The organism is Thalassospira sp. SN3W (genome assembly GCF_038070535.1).
Lineage (GTDB): Bacteria > Pseudomonadota > Alphaproteobacteria > Rhodospirillales > Thalassospiraceae > Thalassospira > Thalassospira xiamenensis.
The window spans coordinates 683989-703192 of sequence record NZ_CP121124.1 but is presented as its reverse complement, the minus strand read 5'-3'; the positions used below and the strand labels follow the sequence as shown (position 1 = coordinate 703192).

Annotated in this window: 18 protein-coding genes; 9 read left to right on the top strand and 9 right to left on the bottom strand. The window is 54.7% G+C overall.

Going from position 1 to position 19204, the window contains the following annotated elements; genetic code table 11:
• The 4 genes from P8T57_RS03045 to P8T57_RS03030 form a co-directional block, all read right to left on the bottom strand.
• Positions 1-1224, bottom strand: a complete 1224-nt coding sequence (locus P8T57_RS03045) for a cytochrome D1 domain-containing protein (protein WP_341364534.1) — start codon at positions 1222-1224, stop codon at positions 1-3.
• Entirely contained in the window at positions 1221-1559 is a 339-nt protein-coding gene (locus tag P8T57_RS03040) for a cytochrome c (RefSeq protein WP_341364533.1), read from the bottom strand. Before P8T57_RS03040 ends, P8T57_RS03045 begins: the two co-directional genes overlap by 4 nt.
• Entirely contained in the window at positions 1543-2373 is an 831-nt protein-coding gene (cobA, locus tag P8T57_RS03035) for a uroporphyrinogen-III C-methyltransferase (RefSeq protein WP_007089814.1), read from the bottom strand. The genes P8T57_RS03040 and cobA overlap by 17 nt, the downstream gene beginning before the upstream one ends.
• A gap of 74 nt (positions 2374-2447) precedes the next feature.
• Complete coding sequence (locus tag P8T57_RS03030) at positions 2448-4175, bottom strand: nitrite reductase (protein WP_110252677.1); 1728 nt, start codon at positions 4173-4175, stop codon at positions 2448-2450.
• 199 nt (positions 4176-4374) lie between these two features.
• Here P8T57_RS03030 and P8T57_RS03025 point away from each other — a divergent pair, with 199 nt between their 5' ends.
• The 8 genes from P8T57_RS03025 to fdhA all read left to right on the top strand — a co-directional run bounded on the left by P8T57_RS03025 (position 4375) and on the right by fdhA (position 10778).
• Positions 4375-5166, top strand: a complete 792-nt coding sequence (locus tag P8T57_RS03025; RefSeq protein WP_341364532.1) for a hypothetical protein — start codon at positions 4375-4377, stop codon at positions 5164-5166.
• Positions 5153-5821, top strand: a complete 669-nt coding sequence (locus P8T57_RS03020) for a Crp/Fnr family transcriptional regulator (RefSeq protein WP_341364531.1) — start codon at positions 5153-5155, stop codon at positions 5819-5821. The genes P8T57_RS03025 and P8T57_RS03020 overlap by 14 nt, the downstream gene beginning before the upstream one ends.
• A gap of 109 nt (positions 5822-5930) precedes the next feature.
• Positions 5931-6668: a Crp/Fnr family transcriptional regulator gene (locus P8T57_RS03015; RefSeq protein ID WP_341364530.1), complete on the top strand. Its 738-nt coding sequence runs from the start codon at positions 5931-5933 to the stop codon at positions 6666-6668.
• Positions 6646-7341, top strand: coding sequence for a Crp/Fnr family transcriptional regulator (locus P8T57_RS03010; RefSeq protein WP_341364529.1), 696 nt, complete (start codon positions 6646-6648; stop codon positions 7339-7341). The genes P8T57_RS03015 and P8T57_RS03010 overlap by 23 nt, the downstream gene beginning before the upstream one ends.
• A 167-nt stretch (positions 7342-7508) precedes the next feature.
• On the top strand, positions 7509-7808 hold the full coding sequence (locus P8T57_RS03005) for a transposase (RefSeq protein ID WP_341364528.1): 300 nt from the start codon (positions 7509-7511) through the stop codon (positions 7806-7808).
• Positions 7780-8094: a transposase gene (locus tag P8T57_RS03000; RefSeq protein ID WP_341365358.1), complete on the top strand. Its 315-nt coding sequence runs from the start codon at positions 7780-7782 to the stop codon at positions 8092-8094. The genes P8T57_RS03005 and P8T57_RS03000 overlap by 29 nt, the downstream gene beginning before the upstream one ends.
• A 503-nt stretch (positions 8095-8597) precedes the next feature.
• A complete protein-coding gene (locus P8T57_RS02995) occupies positions 8598-9131 on the top strand; it encodes an IS5 family transposase (protein WP_341364527.1) in 534 nt (177 codons plus the stop codon).
• Positions 9132-9587: 456 nt separating this feature from the next.
• The gene (fdhA, locus tag P8T57_RS02990) at positions 9588-10778 is read left to right on the top strand and encodes a formaldehyde dehydrogenase, glutathione-independent (RefSeq protein ID WP_063092663.1); all 1191 of its coding nucleotides are present in this window, start codon (positions 9588-9590) and stop codon (positions 10776-10778) included.
• An 84-nt stretch (positions 10779-10862) separates the two neighbouring features.
• Here the strand turns inward: fdhA and P8T57_RS02985 are convergent, their stop codons facing one another.
• The 4 genes from P8T57_RS02985 to P8T57_RS02970 all read right to left on the bottom strand — a co-directional run bounded on the left by P8T57_RS02985 (position 10863) and on the right by P8T57_RS02970 (position 16117).
• The gene (locus tag P8T57_RS02985) at positions 10863-13424 is read right to left on the bottom strand and encodes an FAD-dependent oxidoreductase (protein WP_341364526.1); all 2562 of its coding nucleotides are present in this window, start codon (positions 13422-13424) and stop codon (positions 10863-10865) included.
• 96 nt (positions 13425-13520) lie between these two features.
• A complete protein-coding gene (gene purU / locus P8T57_RS02980) occupies positions 13521-14378 on the bottom strand; it encodes a formyltetrahydrofolate deformylase (RefSeq protein WP_007091355.1) in 858 nt (285 codons plus the stop codon).
• Between the two features lie 36 nt (positions 14379-14414).
• Positions 14415-15350 carry an electron transfer flavoprotein subunit alpha/FixB family protein gene (locus tag P8T57_RS02975; RefSeq protein WP_341364525.1) on the bottom strand — a complete coding sequence of 312 codons (936 nt, stop codon included), beginning with the start codon at positions 15348-15350 and terminating at the stop codon, positions 14415-14417.
• A 17-nt stretch (positions 15351-15367) separates the two neighbouring features.
• Positions 15368-16117 (bottom strand): electron transfer flavoprotein subunit beta/FixA family protein, encoded by a 750-nt coding sequence (locus tag P8T57_RS02970; RefSeq protein WP_341364524.1) that lies wholly within the window; start codon positions 16115-16117, stop codon positions 15368-15370.
• 184 nt (positions 16118-16301) lie between these two features.
• On the opposite strand from P8T57_RS02970, the gene P8T57_RS02965 reads away from it, so the two are divergent.
• Positions 16302-17375 carry a GlxA family transcriptional regulator gene (locus tag P8T57_RS02965; protein ID WP_341364523.1) on the top strand — a complete coding sequence of 358 codons (1074 nt, stop codon included), beginning with the start codon at positions 16302-16304 and terminating at the stop codon, positions 17373-17375.
• 90 nt (positions 17376-17465) lie between these two features.
• On the opposite strand, the gene P8T57_RS02960 is transcribed toward P8T57_RS02965, so the two are convergent.
• A complete protein-coding gene (locus tag P8T57_RS02960; protein ID WP_007091359.1) occupies positions 17466-19094 on the bottom strand; it encodes a BCCT family transporter in 1629 nt (542 codons plus the stop codon).
• Positions 19095-19204 lie beyond the last annotated feature (110 nt).

Sequence of the window (19204 nt, the reverse complement as noted above, 5' to 3'; positions counted from 1 at the left end):
CTACAACCCGATCCGACCGGCACGGTCAGACATGAAAATGCCGCTGGGACTGGGGAGCGGAAGTTCGGCAATCGGCTGGAGCGTGTAGGGATTGTATCCAACGACCTTGTTGTCATCGCGCACCGACAACCAGATCTGATCGCCACGTGGACTGAATTCCATATGCAGGACACCGGTGCCGGGTTTCAGTTCTCCGACGATTGCCAGATTTTCCGTGTCGATTATCTGGACCATGTCGTAATCCGGGACCGAGAAATTGACCCAGACATGCCTGTTATCGGGATGGGCCATGACGAAAACGGGCTGTCCATGGACGGGAATACGTCCGATCTGCTGCCAGTTTTCGGTGTCAATCACGAGAACTTCGTGGCGACCGATTGCGGGTACAAATGCGCGTTTCCCCGCAATCGCCCAGCCTTCAAGATGGGGCATTTTGTAAACGGGTAAGCGTTCTTGGCCCATGCCGTAATGATCAAGGATGCGGCGCACGCCATTTTCCGGATGCCAAAGATCAAGCAATGCCATGCCGTCTTCGCCAAACAGACCGGCAATGTAATAACGACCATCAGATGTGATCAGCGCATCGTAGGGCTGTGTTCCGATATCTTTGTAGCGGTTGATTTTTGGCTCGTTGCTGGTTGAGAAGTCGGCTATCCAGATTTCGTCGGAATCCCAAAGGCTGAAAACAAACCGGTTCCCCGGCGCATCAACCAGCCCGATGACTTTTGAACGATCCGAACTGCCGTCAATGGTTGCAGGAATATCGGACAGCAGTTCGAGGGTTTCACTATCGAAAACGCGGACACCGCCGGGTTCGTAATTGGCAACCGCCACCAGTCTGCCGTCCTGGCTGATGGCTCCGCCAATACTGTTGCCCGCTTGCAAGGTCCTAACGACAACCTCATGTTTAAGAATGTCTACCTTGGTCAATCCCCCGTCGCGGCCAAAGACGAATGCGAACCGTCCGTCCCGGGAATAGACGATCGACGCATGTGACAGATCGCCAAGGCCTTCAACGATCCCGATAAATTGCCGGGTGCTGGTGTCAAGGATGGCAACTTCGCCAGTTGCTCGGGCAACGACGGTTGCCAGATCAGCCGTCCCGCGAACGGATGAGATGTTTGCGCAGCCCGCCAAAAGCAAAATGCCCCCAACAACCAAAAGGTTGCGGGTTGCCTGTAACGCGGTGGAAGGAATGCGGGCCGAAAATGCAATGCGCATCATTCGGGTTCTCCTGTTTTCAGATAGCGGGCCATCCACGTGGCCTCGTCGGGTGTCACGATTGCGCGCCAGGGCGGCATGGCTGTCCCGGGCAATCCGTCGAGGATGATGGTTGTCAAATTCTCGACGCTGTAAGCCGCAAGGCTTTCCGGTAAAAGGGGCGATCCCAGACCTCCCTTAAACGTTAGGCCATGACAGGAACCGCAATCCTGACGCACCATTTGCTCCAGCGCATGGGGGCTTCGGGAAGAAGTCGCGTTTTCCGCACTTACTGAATAGGTCCCCGCCAAAGCGAGCGTGGTGATCAGGATCACGAGGGAATTACGCAGTATGGGCATAACGTAGACCCCCATCGGGGAAGTCGGGTGCTGCGTTTTGGTCAAACCGGCTTTCGGATAGAAGTTCGGCCTCGGGCAGTGATAGTCGATCCGCCAGTGAAATGACGCGGCCAATGACGATCATGCAGGGCGGATCAAAATCCAGCCGGTTCAGGTCGTCACAGACATTGCCCAATGTGCTGCGGAAATGTCTTTGATCCGGTGTTGAACCATTTTCGATAATCATCACCGGCGTATCGGTGGGCAGCCCATGTTCAAGCAGTTTGCCCGCGATTACCGGCATGGTTTTGACCCCCATGTAAATCGCAAGCGTAGTGTCCGGATCGGCCAAAGAACGCCAGTCGTGATGGGGTTCTGCGTCTGCCTGCATGTGACCGGTGACAAAACGTACACTGGTTGCCAGACCGCGATGGGTCAGCGGTAGATTAAGTTGTGCCATGCATCCTGCGGCGGCTGTAATTCCGGGAACAACTTCAAACGGAACATCATGCAGGCTGAGCCATTCGGCCTCTTCACCCCCGCGTCCGAAAATATACGGATCCCCGCCCTTCAGACGAACGATGTGGCAATGTTTTCTGGCCATGTGAACCAGAAGCGTATTGATTTCGGACTGCTTCAGGCTGTGGGATCCTGTGGATTTTCCGACATAAACGCGTTCTGCAAACGGGTTGGCCAGTTCAAGTATTTCATCGGAGACAAGCCGGTCATAGATAACGGCATCCGCGCGGTCGAGAAGGCGTGCTGCCTTGATGGTCAGCAATTCAGGATCGCCTGGCCCGGCTCCGACAAGATAAATACGCCCGGATTTTTGCATGGCTTTTCCCCTGTTTTGGCAAGGTTTCAAATGCGGGAAGTCCGGAGGCCGTGTATGGCCTCCGGTTCTGCAGATCAGTAGATGTCGTGTTGGGTGTTGTAGATGTTGAATTTGCCCGTCGGGGTCACAAGGCGATCATCTTTGATGACCTTCTTGAGCTTCCGGGTTTTGTCATCAACAATCACAATGGCTGACTTTTCAGCTTTGCCGTTCCAGACAGAGAACCAGATTTCAGTGCCCTGTTTGTTATATTCACCCTGAACGACGCGCTGGGCACCTTCGTCGCCCAGATCGGCCCATTCGGCAATCGGCAGTGTTTCAACACCGGCATCAAGGTTGTTGATGTCAAGGACACCAACCGAATGATAAATTTCGGCATCCGAGTTCAGCGGCGCATCAACCCAAAGGTTTTTCGAATTCGGGTGGGTTTTGATAAACAGTGAACCGCCACCGAGCCCGTCAATGGATGCCGCCATTTTCCACGCATTTTCCGGATGTTTTTCCGGATCGGTACCGATCAATGCAATGGTGTCATCGCCAAGATGACTGGTTGCCCAGACCGGACCGAGTTCCGGGTGGATGAAGTTCGCCCCGCGACCCGGATGCGGGGTTGTGCCGACCTCGACAAGTTTGGTCAGTTTACGTTCTTTGGTATCTATAACGGCGACTGTGTCACGAGCATTGGCGGCAACCATGAAATATCGACCGGATGAATCAAAACCACCGTCATGGAGAAACCGTTCGGCACTGATTGAAGTGACTTGCAAGGCGTCGAGATCTTCGTAATTTACCAGAAGTACCTTGCCGGTTTCCTTAACGTTAACGACAAATTCCGGGTTGTAATGTGAGGACACAATCGCGGCAACGCGAGGCTCAGGGTGATATTCCTGTTCATCATATGTCATGCCGCGAGTAGAGACGATTTTAAGTGGCTCAAGCGTTTCGCCATCCATAATTGTGAATTGTGGTGGCCAGTATGAGCCCGCAATCGCGTAACGATCCTCCCAACCTTTCATTTTAGAAGTTTCGACTGAACGAGCTTCCAAACCAACTTTGATCGTTGCAACGATCTCGGGATCCTTCATCCATAGGTCGATCATATCGATTTTTGCATCGCGACCGATAACCATGAGGTAGCGCCCGGACGCGGATACACGTGAAATATGAACGGCATATCCAGTGTCGATGACATATTTGATCTTGTAGTCGTGGCCGTCGATCAGTGCGATCTGACCCGCATCACGGAGTGTGACCGAGAACAGATTCTCGATATCGAGATCATTCATTTTTTGGGTCGGGCGCTGGTCGACTGGAACAATGACTTTCCAGCTTTCTTTCATCGCGGCCATGCCCCATTCTGGCGGTTGAGGCGGATCCTGCATGACATATCGCGCCATGATGTCGATTTGCTCTTCTGTCAAATCTCCGGAGGTTCCCCAGTTTGGCATACCAGCTGGCGATCCATAGGTAATGAAGTCATGCAGATAGTCATAACCAAGATCGCGGGTGCGGTCCGTTGTCAGGGCAGGGCCGGTTGCACCATTGCGCAACACGCCGTGGCAACCTGCGCAACGTTCAAAGAAAATCTTACGGCCCTGATTGAATTCATCGGCCGTCATCGTTGGCACACCTTCGTGTGCGCCAGGCTGTGACCCATCAGTCGGAAGTGACTCGAGACTGGGTTCATAGGTGCTTTCGCTTTCAGGATGTTTTTCCTGGGCGATTGCCACCGAGGCAAAGATAAGGCCGAAACCAAGTGCAAGCGGCGCTGCCGACCGTCTCAGCCGAGTTGTGAGTTTCATGCGTCCCTCCATTAGGAAAATGAAAGCCTTCGCTCCCGGTTGCGGAGATTTGATCTTTCGACGCGAGCCAGCCTTGATGATGATCAAATAACCATATGAACATTGTGGTTTTGAGCCGTTCCACTCTTGACGGGAGTCAATACGCTTGGGGGAAAAGCCCGCAAAATGCGTTCAGAGAGAGTGAAACAGGGGAATGGTTATGTCCGTCTGCGATCCGGTTTTGATGATTGTCGCGCATGGAACGCGACGAACTGGTGCAGTGCCCGGCGGGATGTTTTCCGCGCATCTGCAACGTCAGTTACCGCATTTCGACATCCGCCTTTCATTTTTGCGATCAACGCCATCAGCGGGAAATGTGTTGAAGGTCATGACGCGGAATTCGGCGTCTGACGTGCTTGTCTTTCCCCTGTTCTTTACGCCGGGCGCCGGTTTGGTGGCGGAACTGTCCGAACTTGTTGCCGATGCCCGGTTGGAAGCGGAGGCACTTTTGCCATTCGCAGGACATTTGTCTGGATATGACCGCATGTTGGCGGCACGAATTGACCAGCGATTAAAGGCCGGTGGAAATCAAAAGGATAAAAAGGCAATTTTTCTGGTGGCTCACGGGCAGAAGCAGGACATCTGCCCGTCGCCCGAAATGCAGCAGTTGCGAGCGATACTTTCGCACCATCTTGATCACGACGAAATCTACAATGTCCAGATTGATGGCCAACCGTCTCTCGCCAACTGGCGAAACATGACAAGGTGCAGAAATGCCCTTTTTGTTCCCCTTATGACGGGGGATGGGGCGCATTGCCGCATTGATATTCCGGCTTCTGTTAATTTCCGGTCTGATGAGAAAGTCGGCATGCTCGCACCGGTTGGCACGTGGTGGGAGTTGTCTTCGCTGTTGGCCGATCATGTGAATTGCGGTCGACATCATCGCAAAAGCAGTTGTCAACCATCGCAGTCAGCTCGGACAGAGTTTGGAGCCGATCATGTCACGCCGTAACCTGAATGATGCGGATTTCAGTCTGATGTCGAAGGTGGCAGTTCTTTCTGCCTTCTCGCGCGATGAAATCGTATCGATGACAAATGGTGCGACCGTTGTGATTTATAACGGCCGTGAATTGCTGTTTAGCGAGGGGGAGCCCGCCGAACAGTTCTTTATTGTCATCAAGGGGCAGGTGCGTCTGTTTCGAATTCTCGGTGACGGGCGTGTCGCCCTTTTTCATCTTGTTTCAGCAGGCGAGTCTTTTGCCGAGGCTGTGGTCCTTTCCGGGCAAGAGTATCCGGTATCTGCCGAATGCGATCCGGGCAGCCAGATCATCGCAATCAGCAGGCTGCAACTGGTCAATCGCCTGAGGAATGACAAGGCGATGATTGGTCGGATGATGCAGTCATTGATCGAGAGGGAACGGTTTTTCTACAGGGAGCTCAATGATTTGCGTCAGCGAAGCCCATCGCAGCGCCTTGCCGGATTTTTGCTCTCGCAGTCTGATGATGCGGAAATCGTACCCAAGCATGTCATTGCAAACCGGATCGGTGTCACCCCGGAAACATTCTCACGTGCATTGCGCAAACTTGAAGACGACGGATTTATTGCCCGGGATACAAGGATGAGCATCCTTGATGTCGAAGGGCTAAGGCAGTTCTCGCGCCGATAAGCGTTTTCCGATCAAAATTGATCTGGAACAAACTTGATCATCTGGGCTGATGTTAGAGTTATTCCAGTAAATGCAATCTTCCCTTTTTTCTACAATGGACGATGCTGTGATGAATGATGTCGAACGCATTTCCGGTGTTCTTCGCTTTGCGAACTATTTCCGAACCTGGCCGCAGGAAGATATCCTTGAACTGGCATCCCTATGCCAATGGGTCAGGTTTGACACTGATACAATGATGATTTCGGCAGATGAACCGGCGTCAGCGCTTTATCTGATTGTGAACGGGCATGTCGAATTGTCTTTCAATGATCAGGACGGTAAAGACGGGGTCATTGATCTTCTGGGGAATGGTCAGCTTGTCGGGGAATGCGCATTGGTGCCCGATGGCTGTTATGCGGTGTCGGTTCGTACCTTGGAGGCAACAACAGCGGTTCGTATTGATGGTGCTGGCTTTGCCGATTTTCTTGCGGCCCATTTCGACCGTGCACTGACCATGATGTCGGCAATGACAGAACGGTTGTGTCAGATGTTGCGACAGGCCGAAGAACTTAAATGCCGGTCGGCGGCACAACGTCTGGCGATCTATTTCCTGGCAGATGCGGTGCCGATTGACGGTGTGCATGAAACACCCCTGACCATTGAAAAGTCTGCCTTGGCCCGCAAGTTGGGAATGACCAGCGAGACGATCTCTCGCGCGCTTAAGAAACTTTCTGAAATTGGTGTTTCGCAACATGCCAATGGTCACATTATCCGGATTGCAGATGCGGAAATGCTGGCCGATTGGTGCGGGTTGTCTGGGAATGATGCCAAGGAAGGGGGTGAAGATGCGTTCAAGACCGCTGTCTGAAATCGATTACGATATCGTCCGACAGGTCCCGTTTCTGTCTGCTCTTGGCGGGGCGCGGCTTGATAGTCTGATGGCAAAATGTCGTGTGGAATGCCATTCGCGCGGCGAACATCTGTTTCGTGCCGGTGATGTTGCCCGTAACTTCTATGTTCTGCTTTCCGGGCACTTGCGCCTCGTAAAGGTTTCCCCGCAGGGCGAAGAAACCGTCATGCATTTCCTGACCCAACCGGGGGCATTCGCCGAAGCGGTTTCGTTGGCCGGTCGGGCATATCCGGTGGAATGCGAGGTCATGGAAGATTGCGAGATCATCGCCATTCCGCGCGATACCTATCTTTCCGTTTTACGCAGTGCGCCCGATGTCATGGCCGAAGTCCTTGCCGGGCTTCTGCGGTGGGAACGATTCTTCCTCGAAGAAATTTTCAAAATTCGCCACACCAAACCGATCCAGAGAATTGCGTCTTTCCTGATCGATTTCGAAGAAAGAAGTGGCGAGAATCTGGGTGGCGAGGACGAGACGAACTTTCCTGAAAAACGTCAGATCGCAAGCCGGATCGGTATTACGCCAGAAACATTCTCGCGCTCGCTTCGAAAGCTAGAGGCAACAGGCGCAATTGCCGCCGGACCGAAACTCAGAATTCTGGATCGCACGATGTTGCTTGCACTTTCTCATTGAGTAACGGGACAATATTGCGAATAGCAGCATGATTGGATGAAGCTAAAGGTTGCAGTTCAGCATGGTAGATTTAATGCCCTAGGGCCAACCGACATTTAATTGATGGGATTCCCAAAGCGGACCAATTTTGATTCACTGTGACGGTTTTAACAGTCAGTGGAGAAGAGATGAAACGCTACGAACTGAGCCCAGAGCAATGGCGGAGAGTTGAAGTCACCATTCCCGGTAAGGAGGGGACTGGGGACGCAGCGGAAAGAACAATCTTCAGTTTGTCAATGTCGTGCTTTGGGTTTTGCGTTGGTGCGCACTGGCATGACTTGCCAGAGTGGTACGGCAAATGGAAAACAGTCCATAAGCGTTTCAAGCGATGGACCAAGGCCGAATTGTGGGAAGAGATTTTCGATGCTCTGGGATGTTCCTTGCTTTTGATCCTGATTGGTGGGCAGCGATTGTACAAAAGGTCTTGAACTGATCGCAGGTTTCCGTCCTTCGCATGTGTTGGCGGACAAGGGGGATCACAGTCAGGAAATAGTGGACACCATCACCACCATGGAGGCTGTTGCGGTTATTCGACCAAGATCCAATCGCAAGCAGCAGGGGGAGTACGACAAGAAAATTTATAAGAGCAGAAACCTTGTCGAGCGGACGTTCGACAAGCTCAAACACTGGCGAAGACTGGCCAGACGATATGACCGCAAGGGCTGTCATTATCTGTCTTTCGTATATCTCGCCGCAGCTACTCTATGGATGTAAATGTCGTTTCAGCCTAGGCGGGTAAAAGACATTGGTCGAGGCATCATACCGTGGTGTCAGTCCTTAGGTTTACGCCATCTGCGAACTTCGCAAAGAACTTTCTGTGTTCTGAGCCTCTGCTCAAATTGATGGTTTTGAGGGAGCCAGTGCACCGAATGGGGGGGGCAGTGTCAAGAAACGATGCGAAGAAAACGTGCTAGTGGAACTCATCTAGGGTCTGAACCCAATTGGAATGCTTGAAATTGATATTGGAAATGTGATTCACCCTTATGGAAAGGGAGTTATCACATGGCACGATTTGATTTGAGCGATGAAGAATGGGCGATTATCGCCCCGCTGCTTCCGGTTGAGGGTCGAGGTCCAAAGCGGCGCGACGACAGAACCGTTCTCAATGGCATCTTTTACATTTTGCGAACCGGCGCCCCCTGGCGGGACCTTCCGGGAAGATATGGCCCGCCTACCACGGTCTATAATCGGTATATCCGATGGGGAGAGCGTGGCATTTGGCGCGAGATATTCGAGACTTTGGCAACGGAATGCGAGGATGCTCTCGTCTTTATCGACAGTTCGATTGTGAAGGCTCACCGCGCAGCGGCCGGGGCAAAAAAGGGGAACTGGCAGAAGGTATTGGACGCTCACGCGGCGGCAGGACAAGTAAAATTCACGCCGCTGTAGATGCATCGGGTCGTCCGTTGCGCCTTGCCATCAGTGGTGGGCAGCTCCACGACAGCAAGATGATCGACTGTTTCCTGAACTGGTCGAAGCCGCCTCTGACCATCGTTGCAGACAAGGCTTATGGCAGTGCGCGTATTCGGCGGGAAATCGAGGATGAAGGCGCATTACCCGTCATTCCGGCCAAAGCAAACGCCAACAATCCGATCCCGCATGATGTCGGGCTCTATGCAAAACGCAACCTTGTTGAACGCTTCTTTTGTCGCATGAAAGACATGAGGCGACTGATCGTCCGATACGAAAAGCACGCAGAAAATTTTCTCAACAGGGTGCGGTTGTTCGCAATCAGGTGTTGGTGCAATTGAGTCCAGACCCCAGAAATTCTTAAAGCGTCGTAAGGCTGCACGAAGTCTTGTTTCATTTCTTCGCATAACACCCCAACTAACCGGCCGGGGAACCTCATTCAGGGCCCCAAAGCCCCCATCCAAACCATCCCAAAGTCCCAAACCCTTACGCTAGGGCAAACCGGTTCGCGTTCATCACTTTAACCGAGGCCGTCACGGAGTCTTTGACGAACTTCTCGTGATTGATGTGCCGGGTGTTTGCTTGTGCCCTCCGCGGGTGCCACCACATCCTCCCCCATGCGCAATGGTACTCTCCATTCGTCGTATTCGTTCAGTCCATATCCTCCGGGTTTTGTTATCCTTCGTAATTGCAATCAAAGGATGGTTTTTGTCCTCCGTTTTCCGGGCAGGAGCCTGCTGATTGGAATGGAAGGCCGGGAAATAATTCCGGCGTCACATAATCGGAGGAGGAAGCAGATGAGCAGCAACAGAGGTGTGGTGTATGTCGGGCCCGGCAAGGTCGAGGTCAGGAATATTGCCGATCCGGTGATGGCATCGCCGAATGGCCGGAAGCTTGACCATGCCGTCATTCTTAAGGTGATCAGCACCAACATTTGCGGATCGGACCAGCATATGGTGCGCGGCCGCACGACTGCGGAGCCGGGGCTGGTTCTGGGGCATGAAATCACCGGCGAGATCATCGAGAAAGGCAGCGACGTCGAGCAGCTTGAGATCGGGGATATCGTATCGGTCCCGTTCAACGTTGCCTGCGGGCGGTGCCGGTGCTGCAAATCGCAGGATACCGGTGTGTGCCTGACGGTGAACCCGGCGCGGGCCGGGGGTGCCTATGGCTATGTCGATATGGGTGGCTGGATTGGTGGGCAGGCGCGTTATGTCATGGTGCCCTATGCCGATTTCAACCTTTTGAAATTCCCCGACCGTGAACAGGCGATGGATAAAATCCGTGACCTGACGATGCTGTCCGACATTCTGCCGACCGGGTTCCACGGTGCGGTGCAGGCCGGTGTTGGTGTCGGGTCCATCGTGTATGTTGCCGGTGCCGGGCCGGTCGGGATGGCCGCCGCCGCATCAGCACGTATCCTGGGTGCGGCCGTCGTGATGGTGGGTGATTTCAACAAGGAACGTCTGGCGCATGCATCGAAGATGGGCTTTGAGGCGGTCGATCTGTCGCAAAGTGACCGTCTGGGCGAAATGATTGCCGAGATCACCGGAAGCCCGGAAGTCGACAGCGCCATCGATGCGGTCGGGTTTGAAGCCCGCGGGCATAGTGGCGGCGAACAGCCGGCCATTGTCCTGAACCAGATGATGGAAATCACACGTGCGGCCGGTTCCATCGGCATTCCGGGGCTTTATGTGACCGAAGATCCCGGTGCGGTCGATGATGCGGCCAGGCAGGGCAGTCTGTCATTGCGCTTCGGGTTGGGCTGGGCCAAGGCGCAGTCGTTCCATACCGGGCAGACGCCGGTGATCAAATATAATCGGCAACTGATGCAGGCGATCCTGCATGACCGCCTGAAGATTGCCGATATCGTCAATGCGCAGGTGATCTCGCTTGACGATGCGGCGAAGGGCTATGAAAGCTTTGATCAGGGGGCGGCCAAGAAATTCGTGCTTGATCCGCATGATGTTCTGGCGAAGGCCAGCTAGCCGCGAGGTTTGGACTAACCCGATTGAAACGAAAAACGGGAGCCAGCAGTGGCCCCCGTTCTTTTTTATCCGCGGTGTGGGGCGTTAGCTGCGCGGTTTGAGGTTTTCCGGGTCGTAAAGCGGTTTGTAGCCGATGCCGACGACTTCGACGGGATAGATTTCGTCAAAATAGGAGACGGTCAGTTTGCGGCCTTCCTGGCAATAGTCCCACGGCAGATAGGCAAGGGCGATGTTTTTGCCGATGCTGGGGCCGAATGCGATGGAGGTCGTATAAGAGCGACGGCCAAGCTCATCAATCAGGGTTTTGCCGGTGTCCGGGTCCATGACCGGCAGATTGCCGACCGGGTAGCGCGCCACCCCGTTGGCATCCACATTGTCGGTCATGACAAGGGTGCAGAGCATGGCCGGTTGATGATCGCGTTCGCGATATTCGACATGCTTTGCCTTGCCACGGAAATCGGCCTCTTTGACCTTCGGGCGGGCAAGGGCGGCTTCGATCAGGTTATATTGCGTGTGCAGGTCGGCGTTTTGCAGGCGCAGTGATTTTTCCAGACGGCGCGAGTTGGCATAGGTTTCAACACCCACGGCCATCACGCCAATGCCGCGCAGCGCATCCCAGACGGCAAGACCGTCTTCGTAGCGCATATGAAGCTCCCACCCCTGTTCCCCGACATAGGAAATGCGGAATGCGGTGACGGTTTTACCGGCAATGCTGATCTGGCGGATGGCGGCAAACGGGAAGTTTTCGATATCGAGTTCTTCGGGGGCGGCAACAACCTTTTTGAGGTTTTCACGGGCGTTCGGGCCCCAGATACCGATGGTGGTGAATTTTTCGGTGACGTCGGTGATGGTGACGTCCCAGCCCTTGTCCTGTGCCATGCGGCGCATATAGATCAGGTCGCGCGGGCCGGCATCCGCCCCATTGACCAGACGGCAGCGATCGGCCATGCGGAAGACGGTAAAGTCGGCACGGACCATGCCCTCGTCATCGAGCATGTGGGTATAGATGCCCTTGCCGATATTGGCATCCCCACCGATTTTAGCCGCACAGAGCCATTCCATGAGTTCGACATGATCCGGGCCTTCGATATCGGTCATGTGGAAGTGCGACAGGTTGATGATGCCGCAATCGTCACTCATGGCGAGCTGTTCGGCGTTGGAAACGCGCCAGAAATGACGGGTATCCCATTCGTTTTCACGCACCGGCACCCGGTCGGCGTATTTTTCCAGCAGATGTTCGTTGGCGGCATAACCGTGGGCACGTTCCCAGCCGCCCAGTTCCATGAAATAGCCGCCAAGTTCGACTTCGCGTTCGTAAAATGGCGAGCGGCGAATGCCGCGTGCTTTTGAAAATGGCTCGCGCGGGTGGACGGGCGGGTTATAGATCTTTTTCGCGGTTTCCCAGCAACGGTCGTAAATGTATTTCTCGTCAAGCTGGAATTCATTGAAGCGGGCGAAATCAATCGCATGATGATCGACATGGGTGCGGCCATGGGTCATCCAGTCGGCAATCAGTTTGCCCATGCCCGGTCCGTCCTTGATCCAGATGCCGACCGCATACCAAAGGCCGCGCAGCTTCTGGCTTTCGCCCATCGAGGGGCCGCCATCAGCCGAGGTTTGCAGAAGACCGTTAAAGGAATGGCTTTCGTTAAAGCCAAGTTCGGTCAGGATCGGGGTCAGTTCCATGGCGCGTTCAAGCGGTTCGATGACGTCTTCGAGTTCAAGGTCGCGCTGGGACGGGGACAGGCGTGCCTGATCCTTTTCAAGGATTTCACGCGGATGGACCAGACGCGGGTTTTCTTCGTAGTAATAGCCCCATTCGATCTGGCCGCCCTCGGTGCTTTTGGGATCGCCGGTATCGCGCATATAGGCGGAATTCCCCTGATCGCGCAAAAGCGGCATGCCGATTTCAACACCGGTTCCGGCAAATTCGTTATAGGGCCCGAAGAAGGTCAGCGGGTGGTCAACCGGCATCACCGGCAGGTCTTCGCCCGCCATTTCGGCAATCAGGCGGCCCCAAAGCCCGGCACAGACGACGACATAATCGGCATGGATCGTGCCGCGTTCGGTTTTGACCCCCGTGATGCGGCCATTTTCCGTGATCAGTTCAAGGGCGGAGGTGTTGGCAAAAATCTTGAGCTTGTTGCTTTCGACACCCTGATCGATCAGCTTGCCCGCCACGGTTTGCGAGCGCGGGATGACAAGGCCGGCATCCGGGTCCCACATCGCTCCCTGAATCTGGTCTTCTTCGAGAAGGGGGAATTTTTCCTTGGCCTCGGACGCGCTGATGATTTTGACCTTGGTTCCGAATGCCTTGCCGGAATCAACGCGGCGTTTGAGTTCGGCCATGCGGGCATCATCGCCGACACGGGCGACTTCGATCCCGCCGATGCGGGCGTAATGGCCCATCTTTTCGTAGAAATCGATGGAATACATTGTTGTCCAGCAGGACAGCAGATCATGGCTTGTCGCAAAGCAGAAATCGGACGCATGCGCGGTCGAGCCGATATCGGTCGGGATGCCGGATTTGTCGATGCCGACAATATCGTCCCAGCCATTTTCGATCAGATGATGCGATACCGATGCACCCACAATACCGCCGACGCCGACGATAACGACTTTTGCCCTGTTCGGAAATGCGGCCATTTCTCTCTTTCCTTCTTATTGCGATGGTTATCTGGTGTCGGCGGCGGTGGCGGAATTTTGGCGGTATTAATTTTGGCGGTATTGCTGGGTGAAGAATTATTGGGTGAAGACTACGGTGCGGTTTTTATTGAGCATCACGCGGCCTTCGAGGTGATATTTGACACCACGGGCCAGAACGCGGGCTTCGATATCGCGCCCGGTGGCGACGAAATCATCGGCCGACATGGCGTGGCTGACGCGTTCGGTTTCCTGTTCGATGATCGGGCCTTCGTCGAGGTCCGGCGTGACATAGTGCGCGGTCGCCCCGATCAGTTTCACCCCGCGTTCATAAGCCTGATGATAGGGTTTGGCCCCCTTGAAGGACGGCAGGAACGAGTGGTGAATATTGATGATCATGCCATAAAACTGGCTTGAAAGATCGTTGGTCAGGACCTGCATATAGCGGGCAAGGACGACCAGTTCGGATTTGGTTTCCTTGATCAGATCGGCAAGTTTGGCTTCCTGTTCGATCTTGTTTTCCTTGTTTACCGGCCAGTAATGGAAGGGAATGCCTTCCTGATCGGCGATTTTGCGCGCGTCTTCGTGGTTCGAGACGATTGCGGCGACCTCGGCATCGAGCCAGCCGACCTTGATCTGATAAAGCAGATGCAGCATCGCGTGATCGAATTTCGACACCATGATGATGATCTTGGGACGGCGGGACAGATCATCGATTTTGAGCTTCATATTGAAGCGGTCAACCGCCGGGTTCAGCATCAGTTCGATTTCGGCCTTGCTGACATTTTCCGGTGTGCTGGTGGCGATGCGCAAAAAGAACTGGTTGGTCTGACGGTCCCAGAACTGGTTGGATTCAATGATATTGGCCCCGCGCGATGCAAGGGCAGAGGCGACGGTTGCGACAATGCCCGGCTGGTCGTCACAGGCGATACGCAGGGTATAGGAATGTTCGCTCACTGGAGTGCTCCGTTTCAAAGGGGTGTGACGTTCGTGTCAGAGCTGACGCTCCAGTTCGGGAAGAATGTCGAACAGATCACCCACAATGCCATAATCCGCGACCTGAAAGATCGGTGCATCTTCGTCGGTATTGATCGCAACGATGATTTTGGAATCCTTCATGCCCGCAAGGTGCTGAATGGCACCTGAAATGCCACATGCGATGTAAAGATCGGGGGCGACCACCTTGCCGGTCTGGCCGACCTGCAAATCATTTGACGCATAACCGGCATCCACGGCCGCACGCGAGGCGCCGATGGCAGCGCCGAGTTTGTCGGCAACCGGTGTCATGACCTGCTGGAACCTTTCGGCGGAACCAAGGGCGCGGCCGCCCGATACGATGATCTTGGCGGAACCGAGTTCCGGGCGATCATTTTTCGACAGGATATTTTCAAGGAAGGTTGAAAGACCGGTTGCGTCCGATCCGGCATCAATGGTTTTGACCGGGGCTGGGGCGTTGTCGGCATTGGCGGCGGCAAAGCTTGTCGTGCGGATCGTGAGGATTTTTGTCGCATCGGTCGTCTGCACGGTTTCAATCGCATTGCCGGCATAGATCGGGCGTTTGAATGTATCGGGGGAAACAACCTCGATCACGTCGGAGACCTGCATGACATCCAGAAGGGCGGCAACGCGGGGCAATACGTTTTTGCCCGTGGTGGTGGCTGGCGCGAGGATGGTGTCGTAATCGCCTGAAAGATTGACAATCAGGGCGGCGGTCGGTTCGGCAAGACGCTGTTCAAGCGCGTCGCCTTCGGCAAGCAGAACCTTGCGAATGCCCGAAAGTTTTGCCGCCGCATCGGCCACCGAATTCGCATTTTTTCCGGCGATCAGAATGTCGATATCGCCACCAATCAGGGATGCGGCACTTAATGCCTTGGCGGTCTGATCGGACAGGGATTGATTATCGTGTTCTGCAAAAAGAAGAATGGCCATTTTTATCTCCGCCCGGTTCAGATGACGCCAGCTTCGGCTTTGAGCTTTTCGATCAGATCGGTTACACCGGCCACCTTGATCCCGGCGGTGCGACCGGCGGGTTCTTCGACCCGGATCACGCGAAGGCGCGGGGCAACCGTGACGCCGAAATCATCGGGCGTTTTGGTTTCCAGCGGCTTTTTCTTGGCCTTCATGATGTTGGGAAGCGACGCATAGCGCGGTTCGTTCAGGCGAAGATCGGCAGTCACAATGGCGGGCAGGGTGACTTCGATGGCCTGAAGGCCGCCATCGACTTCGCGGATGACCTTGGCGGTGGTATCGCCAAGGTCAAGTTCGGAGGCAAAGGTTGCCTGCGACCAGCCGAGCAGGGCGGAAAGCATTTGCCCGGTCTGATTGGCGTCATCGTCAATCGCCTGTTTGCCAAGGATGACGAGGTCTGGATTTTCGACCGCAACCACGCCTTTGAGCAGTTTTGCGACAGATAGCGGTTCGATGGGGCCATCGACCGTGATCAGGATGGCGCGATCCGCCCCCATGGCAAGGGCCGTGCGCAGGGTTTCCTGCGCCTGTGCCGGGCCGATGGAAACGGCGACGACTTCGTTCGCCTTGCCGGATTCTTTCAGGCGCACGGCTTCTTCGATGGCAATTTCGTCAAACGGGTTCATCGACATTTTGACATTGGCAAGATCAACACCAGTGCCGTCTGCCTTGACGCGGATTTTGACGTTGTAATCGACAACCCGCTTTACAGGTACGAGAACCTTCATCTTCGTCCTTCCTGATAAAATCGCGGTTTGGGGATTTCATCCTTTCGCCGCGAAATCGCATTATTGGTATTGTTGAAAAATAGCTTGGCGAATTTTTGCGCCGGAAAATAGAATGTTTGCGTCAAAGCGGGATTATCGCTACGACAGATACAGCAACCTTGTCTGCATCGGAGGGTCTAGGGCCATGTATTCCGGATCTCAGAGCGCTAATGCGGGGCGTCTTGTGAACGTCACTGGTGCGGGCAAATCGGGCCACGAAAAGCCGCGGCTTTCGGTCGGGTTCATTCTGGCGAAGCGGTTTACGCTGTGTGCCTTTGCCAATTTTGTCGATGTGCTCAGACTGGCGGCGGATGAAGGGGATCGCAGCCGACCGATCCTGTGTAACTGGACGGTGGTGTCCGACACCATGGACCCGGTGCCGTCAAGCAGCGGTATTATCGTTCAGCCCAAGGAACGGCTGGGCGACCCAAGGCGGTTCAATTATATCGTCGTGGTTGGCGGGCTTATGGAAGAAACGCCCAATCTGGGATCGGCCTATCACAAGTTTTTGCACGAGGCGGCGGAGGCCGGTGTGCCGCTTGTCGGGATATGCACGGGTGCGTTCCTGTTGCACCGGGCGGGGTTGCTTGACGGGTATCGCTGTTGTGTCAGTTGGTTCCATCATTCCGATTTCATCGAACAGTTCGAGGGACTTGATCCGGTTGCCGATCAGATTTTTGTCGTTGACCGGGATCGGCTGACCTGTTCGGGCGGGGTCAGTTCGGCCCACCTTGCAGCCTATCTGGTGGACAAGCATGTCGGGCGGGCACAGGCCAGCAAAAGCCTGCATATCATGATCATTGATGATGCGTTGCAGGCGGAAAAACCGCAGCCGGGTATTCCGCTTGACCTCAAGACGCAGGACCCGATTGTGCAGCGGGCGTTGCTGATCATGCAGCAGAATATTGATACACCGATTTCGGTGCAGGAAATCGCGCGCCGGATGGGCAACAGCAAACGTCAGATCGAACGGCATTTCAGGCTTTCGCTTGATACATCGCCGCAGGTGGCGTTTCTGAATATCCGGCTTGATATGGCCCATTACCTGATGGCGAAAAGCCAGAAGTCGGTGGCACAGGTTGCGGTGGATTGCGGATTTTGTGATTCTTCGCATCTAAGCCGGATGTTCCGGCGGCGATATGGCTGCACGCCACAGGAATTGCGCCGCCCGGTATCCGATCAAGTATCTGATGCGGTGCCGGTTCTGGAAGAGGCGTAACTTTCGCCTTTTCATATCGAAGTTAACATGAAAACGCCGCCCGGAAGATGATCCCTCCGGGCGGCGTTTTTCAGTGATCAAAGACCGTGATCAGCGCGGTTCGCTGGCAAGTCCGCGCCAGATGGCAACGCACATCACAAGCAGAACAATCGTAAACGGCAATCCTGTTGAAATCACCATGGATTGCAAGGATTTCAGACCGCCCGCCGAGAGCAGCAGGACAATCGCGACCAGACCTTCGAACACGCACCAGAAGACGCGTTGCGGCATTGGTGCGTCGACCTTGCCACCGGCTGCAATCGTATCAATGACCAGCGACCCGGAATCCGAGGACGTGACAAAGAAAACAATCACAAGCACGATCCCGATAAAGGACGTGATTGAGGTCAGCGGGAGTGCATCAAGCATGGTGAAGAGCTGCACGGGAAGGTCGGCTTCCTGCACGGCGGTGTAGCCGTCACGAACGACCTGGCTGATGGCGGAGCCGCCAAAGATCGACATCCACAGCACGCAGACCAGCGACGGGATCAGCAAGACACTGATGATGAATTCCCGCACGGTACGGCCACGGCTGACACGGGCGATGAACATGCCGACAAACGGGGACCAGGAAATCCACCATGCCCAGTAGAACGATGTCCATCCCTGCATGAAGTTGACATCTTCGCGGCCAACCGGGTTTGACAGGGCCGGAAGGTATTGAAGATATGCCCCCAGGAAGTCAAAAACATCGGTTGCCAGAAGCAGGGTCGGACCCGCGACAAGCACGAACAGGAACAGCAGGAAGGCAATCCCCATATTGATTTCGGATAACAGCTTCACCCCGGATTCCAGACCGCGAACGACCGAGAACAGGGCGATGGAAGTGATGCCGACAATCAGGATCACCTGCCAGGTGGTGTCGATGGGCATTCCGAACAGCTTGTTAAAGCCGGAATTTGCCTGAACCGCACCAAGACCAAGCGAGGTGGCAAGACCGAAAAGGGTCGCGAAAACAGCCAGAATATCAATGATATGCCCCGGCCATCCCCAGACGCGTTCACCGAAGATCGGATAGAAGGCGGAACGGATGGTTAGCGGCAGACCCTTGTTATAGCTAAACAGCGCAAGGCTGAGTGCGACGATGGCATAGATCGCCCAAGGGTGAAGGGCCCAATGGAAAATCGATGCCGCCATGCCCAGACGAACGGCTTCTTCCTGCGTGGCCGCCGCACCAAGCGGGGCCCAGTCGGTGCGAATGCCATCGGCACCCACGGCAGTCCCGCCCAGAGAAGACGAGAAGTGGCTTAGCGGTTCCGAGACACCATAGAACATAAGCCCGATCCCCATGCCGGCCGCAAACAGCATGGAGAACCAGCTTAGATAGCTGAAATCAGGTGTTGCGTCCTTGCCGCCAAGCCGAACCTTGCCATAGGGGCTGACGACGACGACAAGGCAGAGAATTACGAAAATGTCGGCGGCACCGATGAAGAACCAGTCGAAGCCTTTGGTGACTTCTGAAAACAACAGGCTGAAAACCGAATTTGCCTGTTCTGGCATCAACAGTGTGTAGGCAACGAACGCGATGACGGTCAGGGCGGAGACGGCAAAGACGGGGTTATGGATATCGAACCCGATGGGGCCGAGATGCCCTTCGATATTGTCCTGACCGATATTGTAGTCTGTATCAATCTGGCCTTCTGGCGGTGTTTCTTCCGCCGGTGTTTTGACGTCACTCATGAAGCTTCTCCTGTTATGAACCTGCGAAAAAATTCCGTCAGGAGAGATCCTTTGATTGGACCCTTCTTGTGATTTGGATAAAAGGATGCCGCGCACGCCAATAGGCGAGC

Excerpts from the sequence above, each read along its gene's own strand:
- P8T57_RS02985 (WP_341364526.1), bottom strand. The coding sequence starts at position 13,424 with ATGGCCGCATTTCCGAACAGGGCAAAAGTCGTTATCGTCGGCGTCGGC.
- P8T57_RS02960 (WP_007091359.1), bottom strand. The coding sequence starts at position 19,094 with ATGAGTGACGTCAAAACACCGGCGGAAGAAACACCGCCAGAAGGCCAG.
- cobA (WP_007089814.1), bottom strand. The coding sequence starts at position 2,373 with ATGCAAAAATCCGGGCGTATTTATCTTGTCGGAGCCGGGCCAGGCGAT.
- P8T57_RS03010 (WP_341364529.1), top strand. The coding sequence starts at position 6,646 with ATGCGTTCAAGACCGCTGTCTGAAATCGATTACGATATCGTCCGACAG.
- P8T57_RS02970 (WP_341364524.1), bottom strand. The coding sequence starts at position 16,117 with ATGAAGGTTCTCGTACCTGTAAAGCGGGTTGTCGATTACAACGTCAAA.
- P8T57_RS03015 (WP_341364530.1), top strand. The coding sequence starts at position 5,931 with ATGAATGATGTCGAACGCATTTCCGGTGTTCTTCGCTTTGCGAACTAT.
- P8T57_RS03030 (WP_110252677.1), bottom strand. The coding sequence starts at position 4,175 with ATGAAACTCACAACTCGGCTGAGACGGTCGGCAGCGCCGCTTGCACTT.
- P8T57_RS02975 (WP_341364525.1), bottom strand. The coding sequence starts at position 15,350 with ATGGCCATTCTTCTTTTTGCAGAACACGATAATCAATCCCTGTCCGAT.
- P8T57_RS03025 (WP_341364532.1), top strand. The coding sequence starts at position 4,375 with ATGTCCGTCTGCGATCCGGTTTTGATGATTGTCGCGCATGGAACGCGA.
- P8T57_RS03005 (WP_341364528.1), top strand. The coding sequence starts at position 7,509 with ATGAAACGCTACGAACTGAGCCCAGAGCAATGGCGGAGAGTTGAAGTC.
- P8T57_RS03045 (WP_341364534.1), bottom strand. The coding sequence starts at position 1,224 with ATGATGCGCATTGCATTTTCGGCCCGCATTCCTTCCACCGCGTTACAG.
- fdhA (WP_063092663.1), top strand. The coding sequence starts at position 9,588 with ATGAGCAGCAACAGAGGTGTGGTGTATGTCGGGCCCGGCAAGGTCGAG.
- P8T57_RS03020 (WP_341364531.1), top strand. The coding sequence starts at position 5,153 with ATGTCACGCCGTAACCTGAATGATGCGGATTTCAGTCTGATGTCGAAG.
- P8T57_RS02965 (WP_341364523.1), top strand. The coding sequence starts at position 16,302 with ATGTATTCCGGATCTCAGAGCGCTAATGCGGGGCGTCTTGTGAACGTC.
- P8T57_RS03040 (WP_341364533.1), bottom strand. The coding sequence starts at position 1,559 with ATGCCCATACTGCGTAATTCCCTCGTGATCCTGATCACCACGCTCGCT.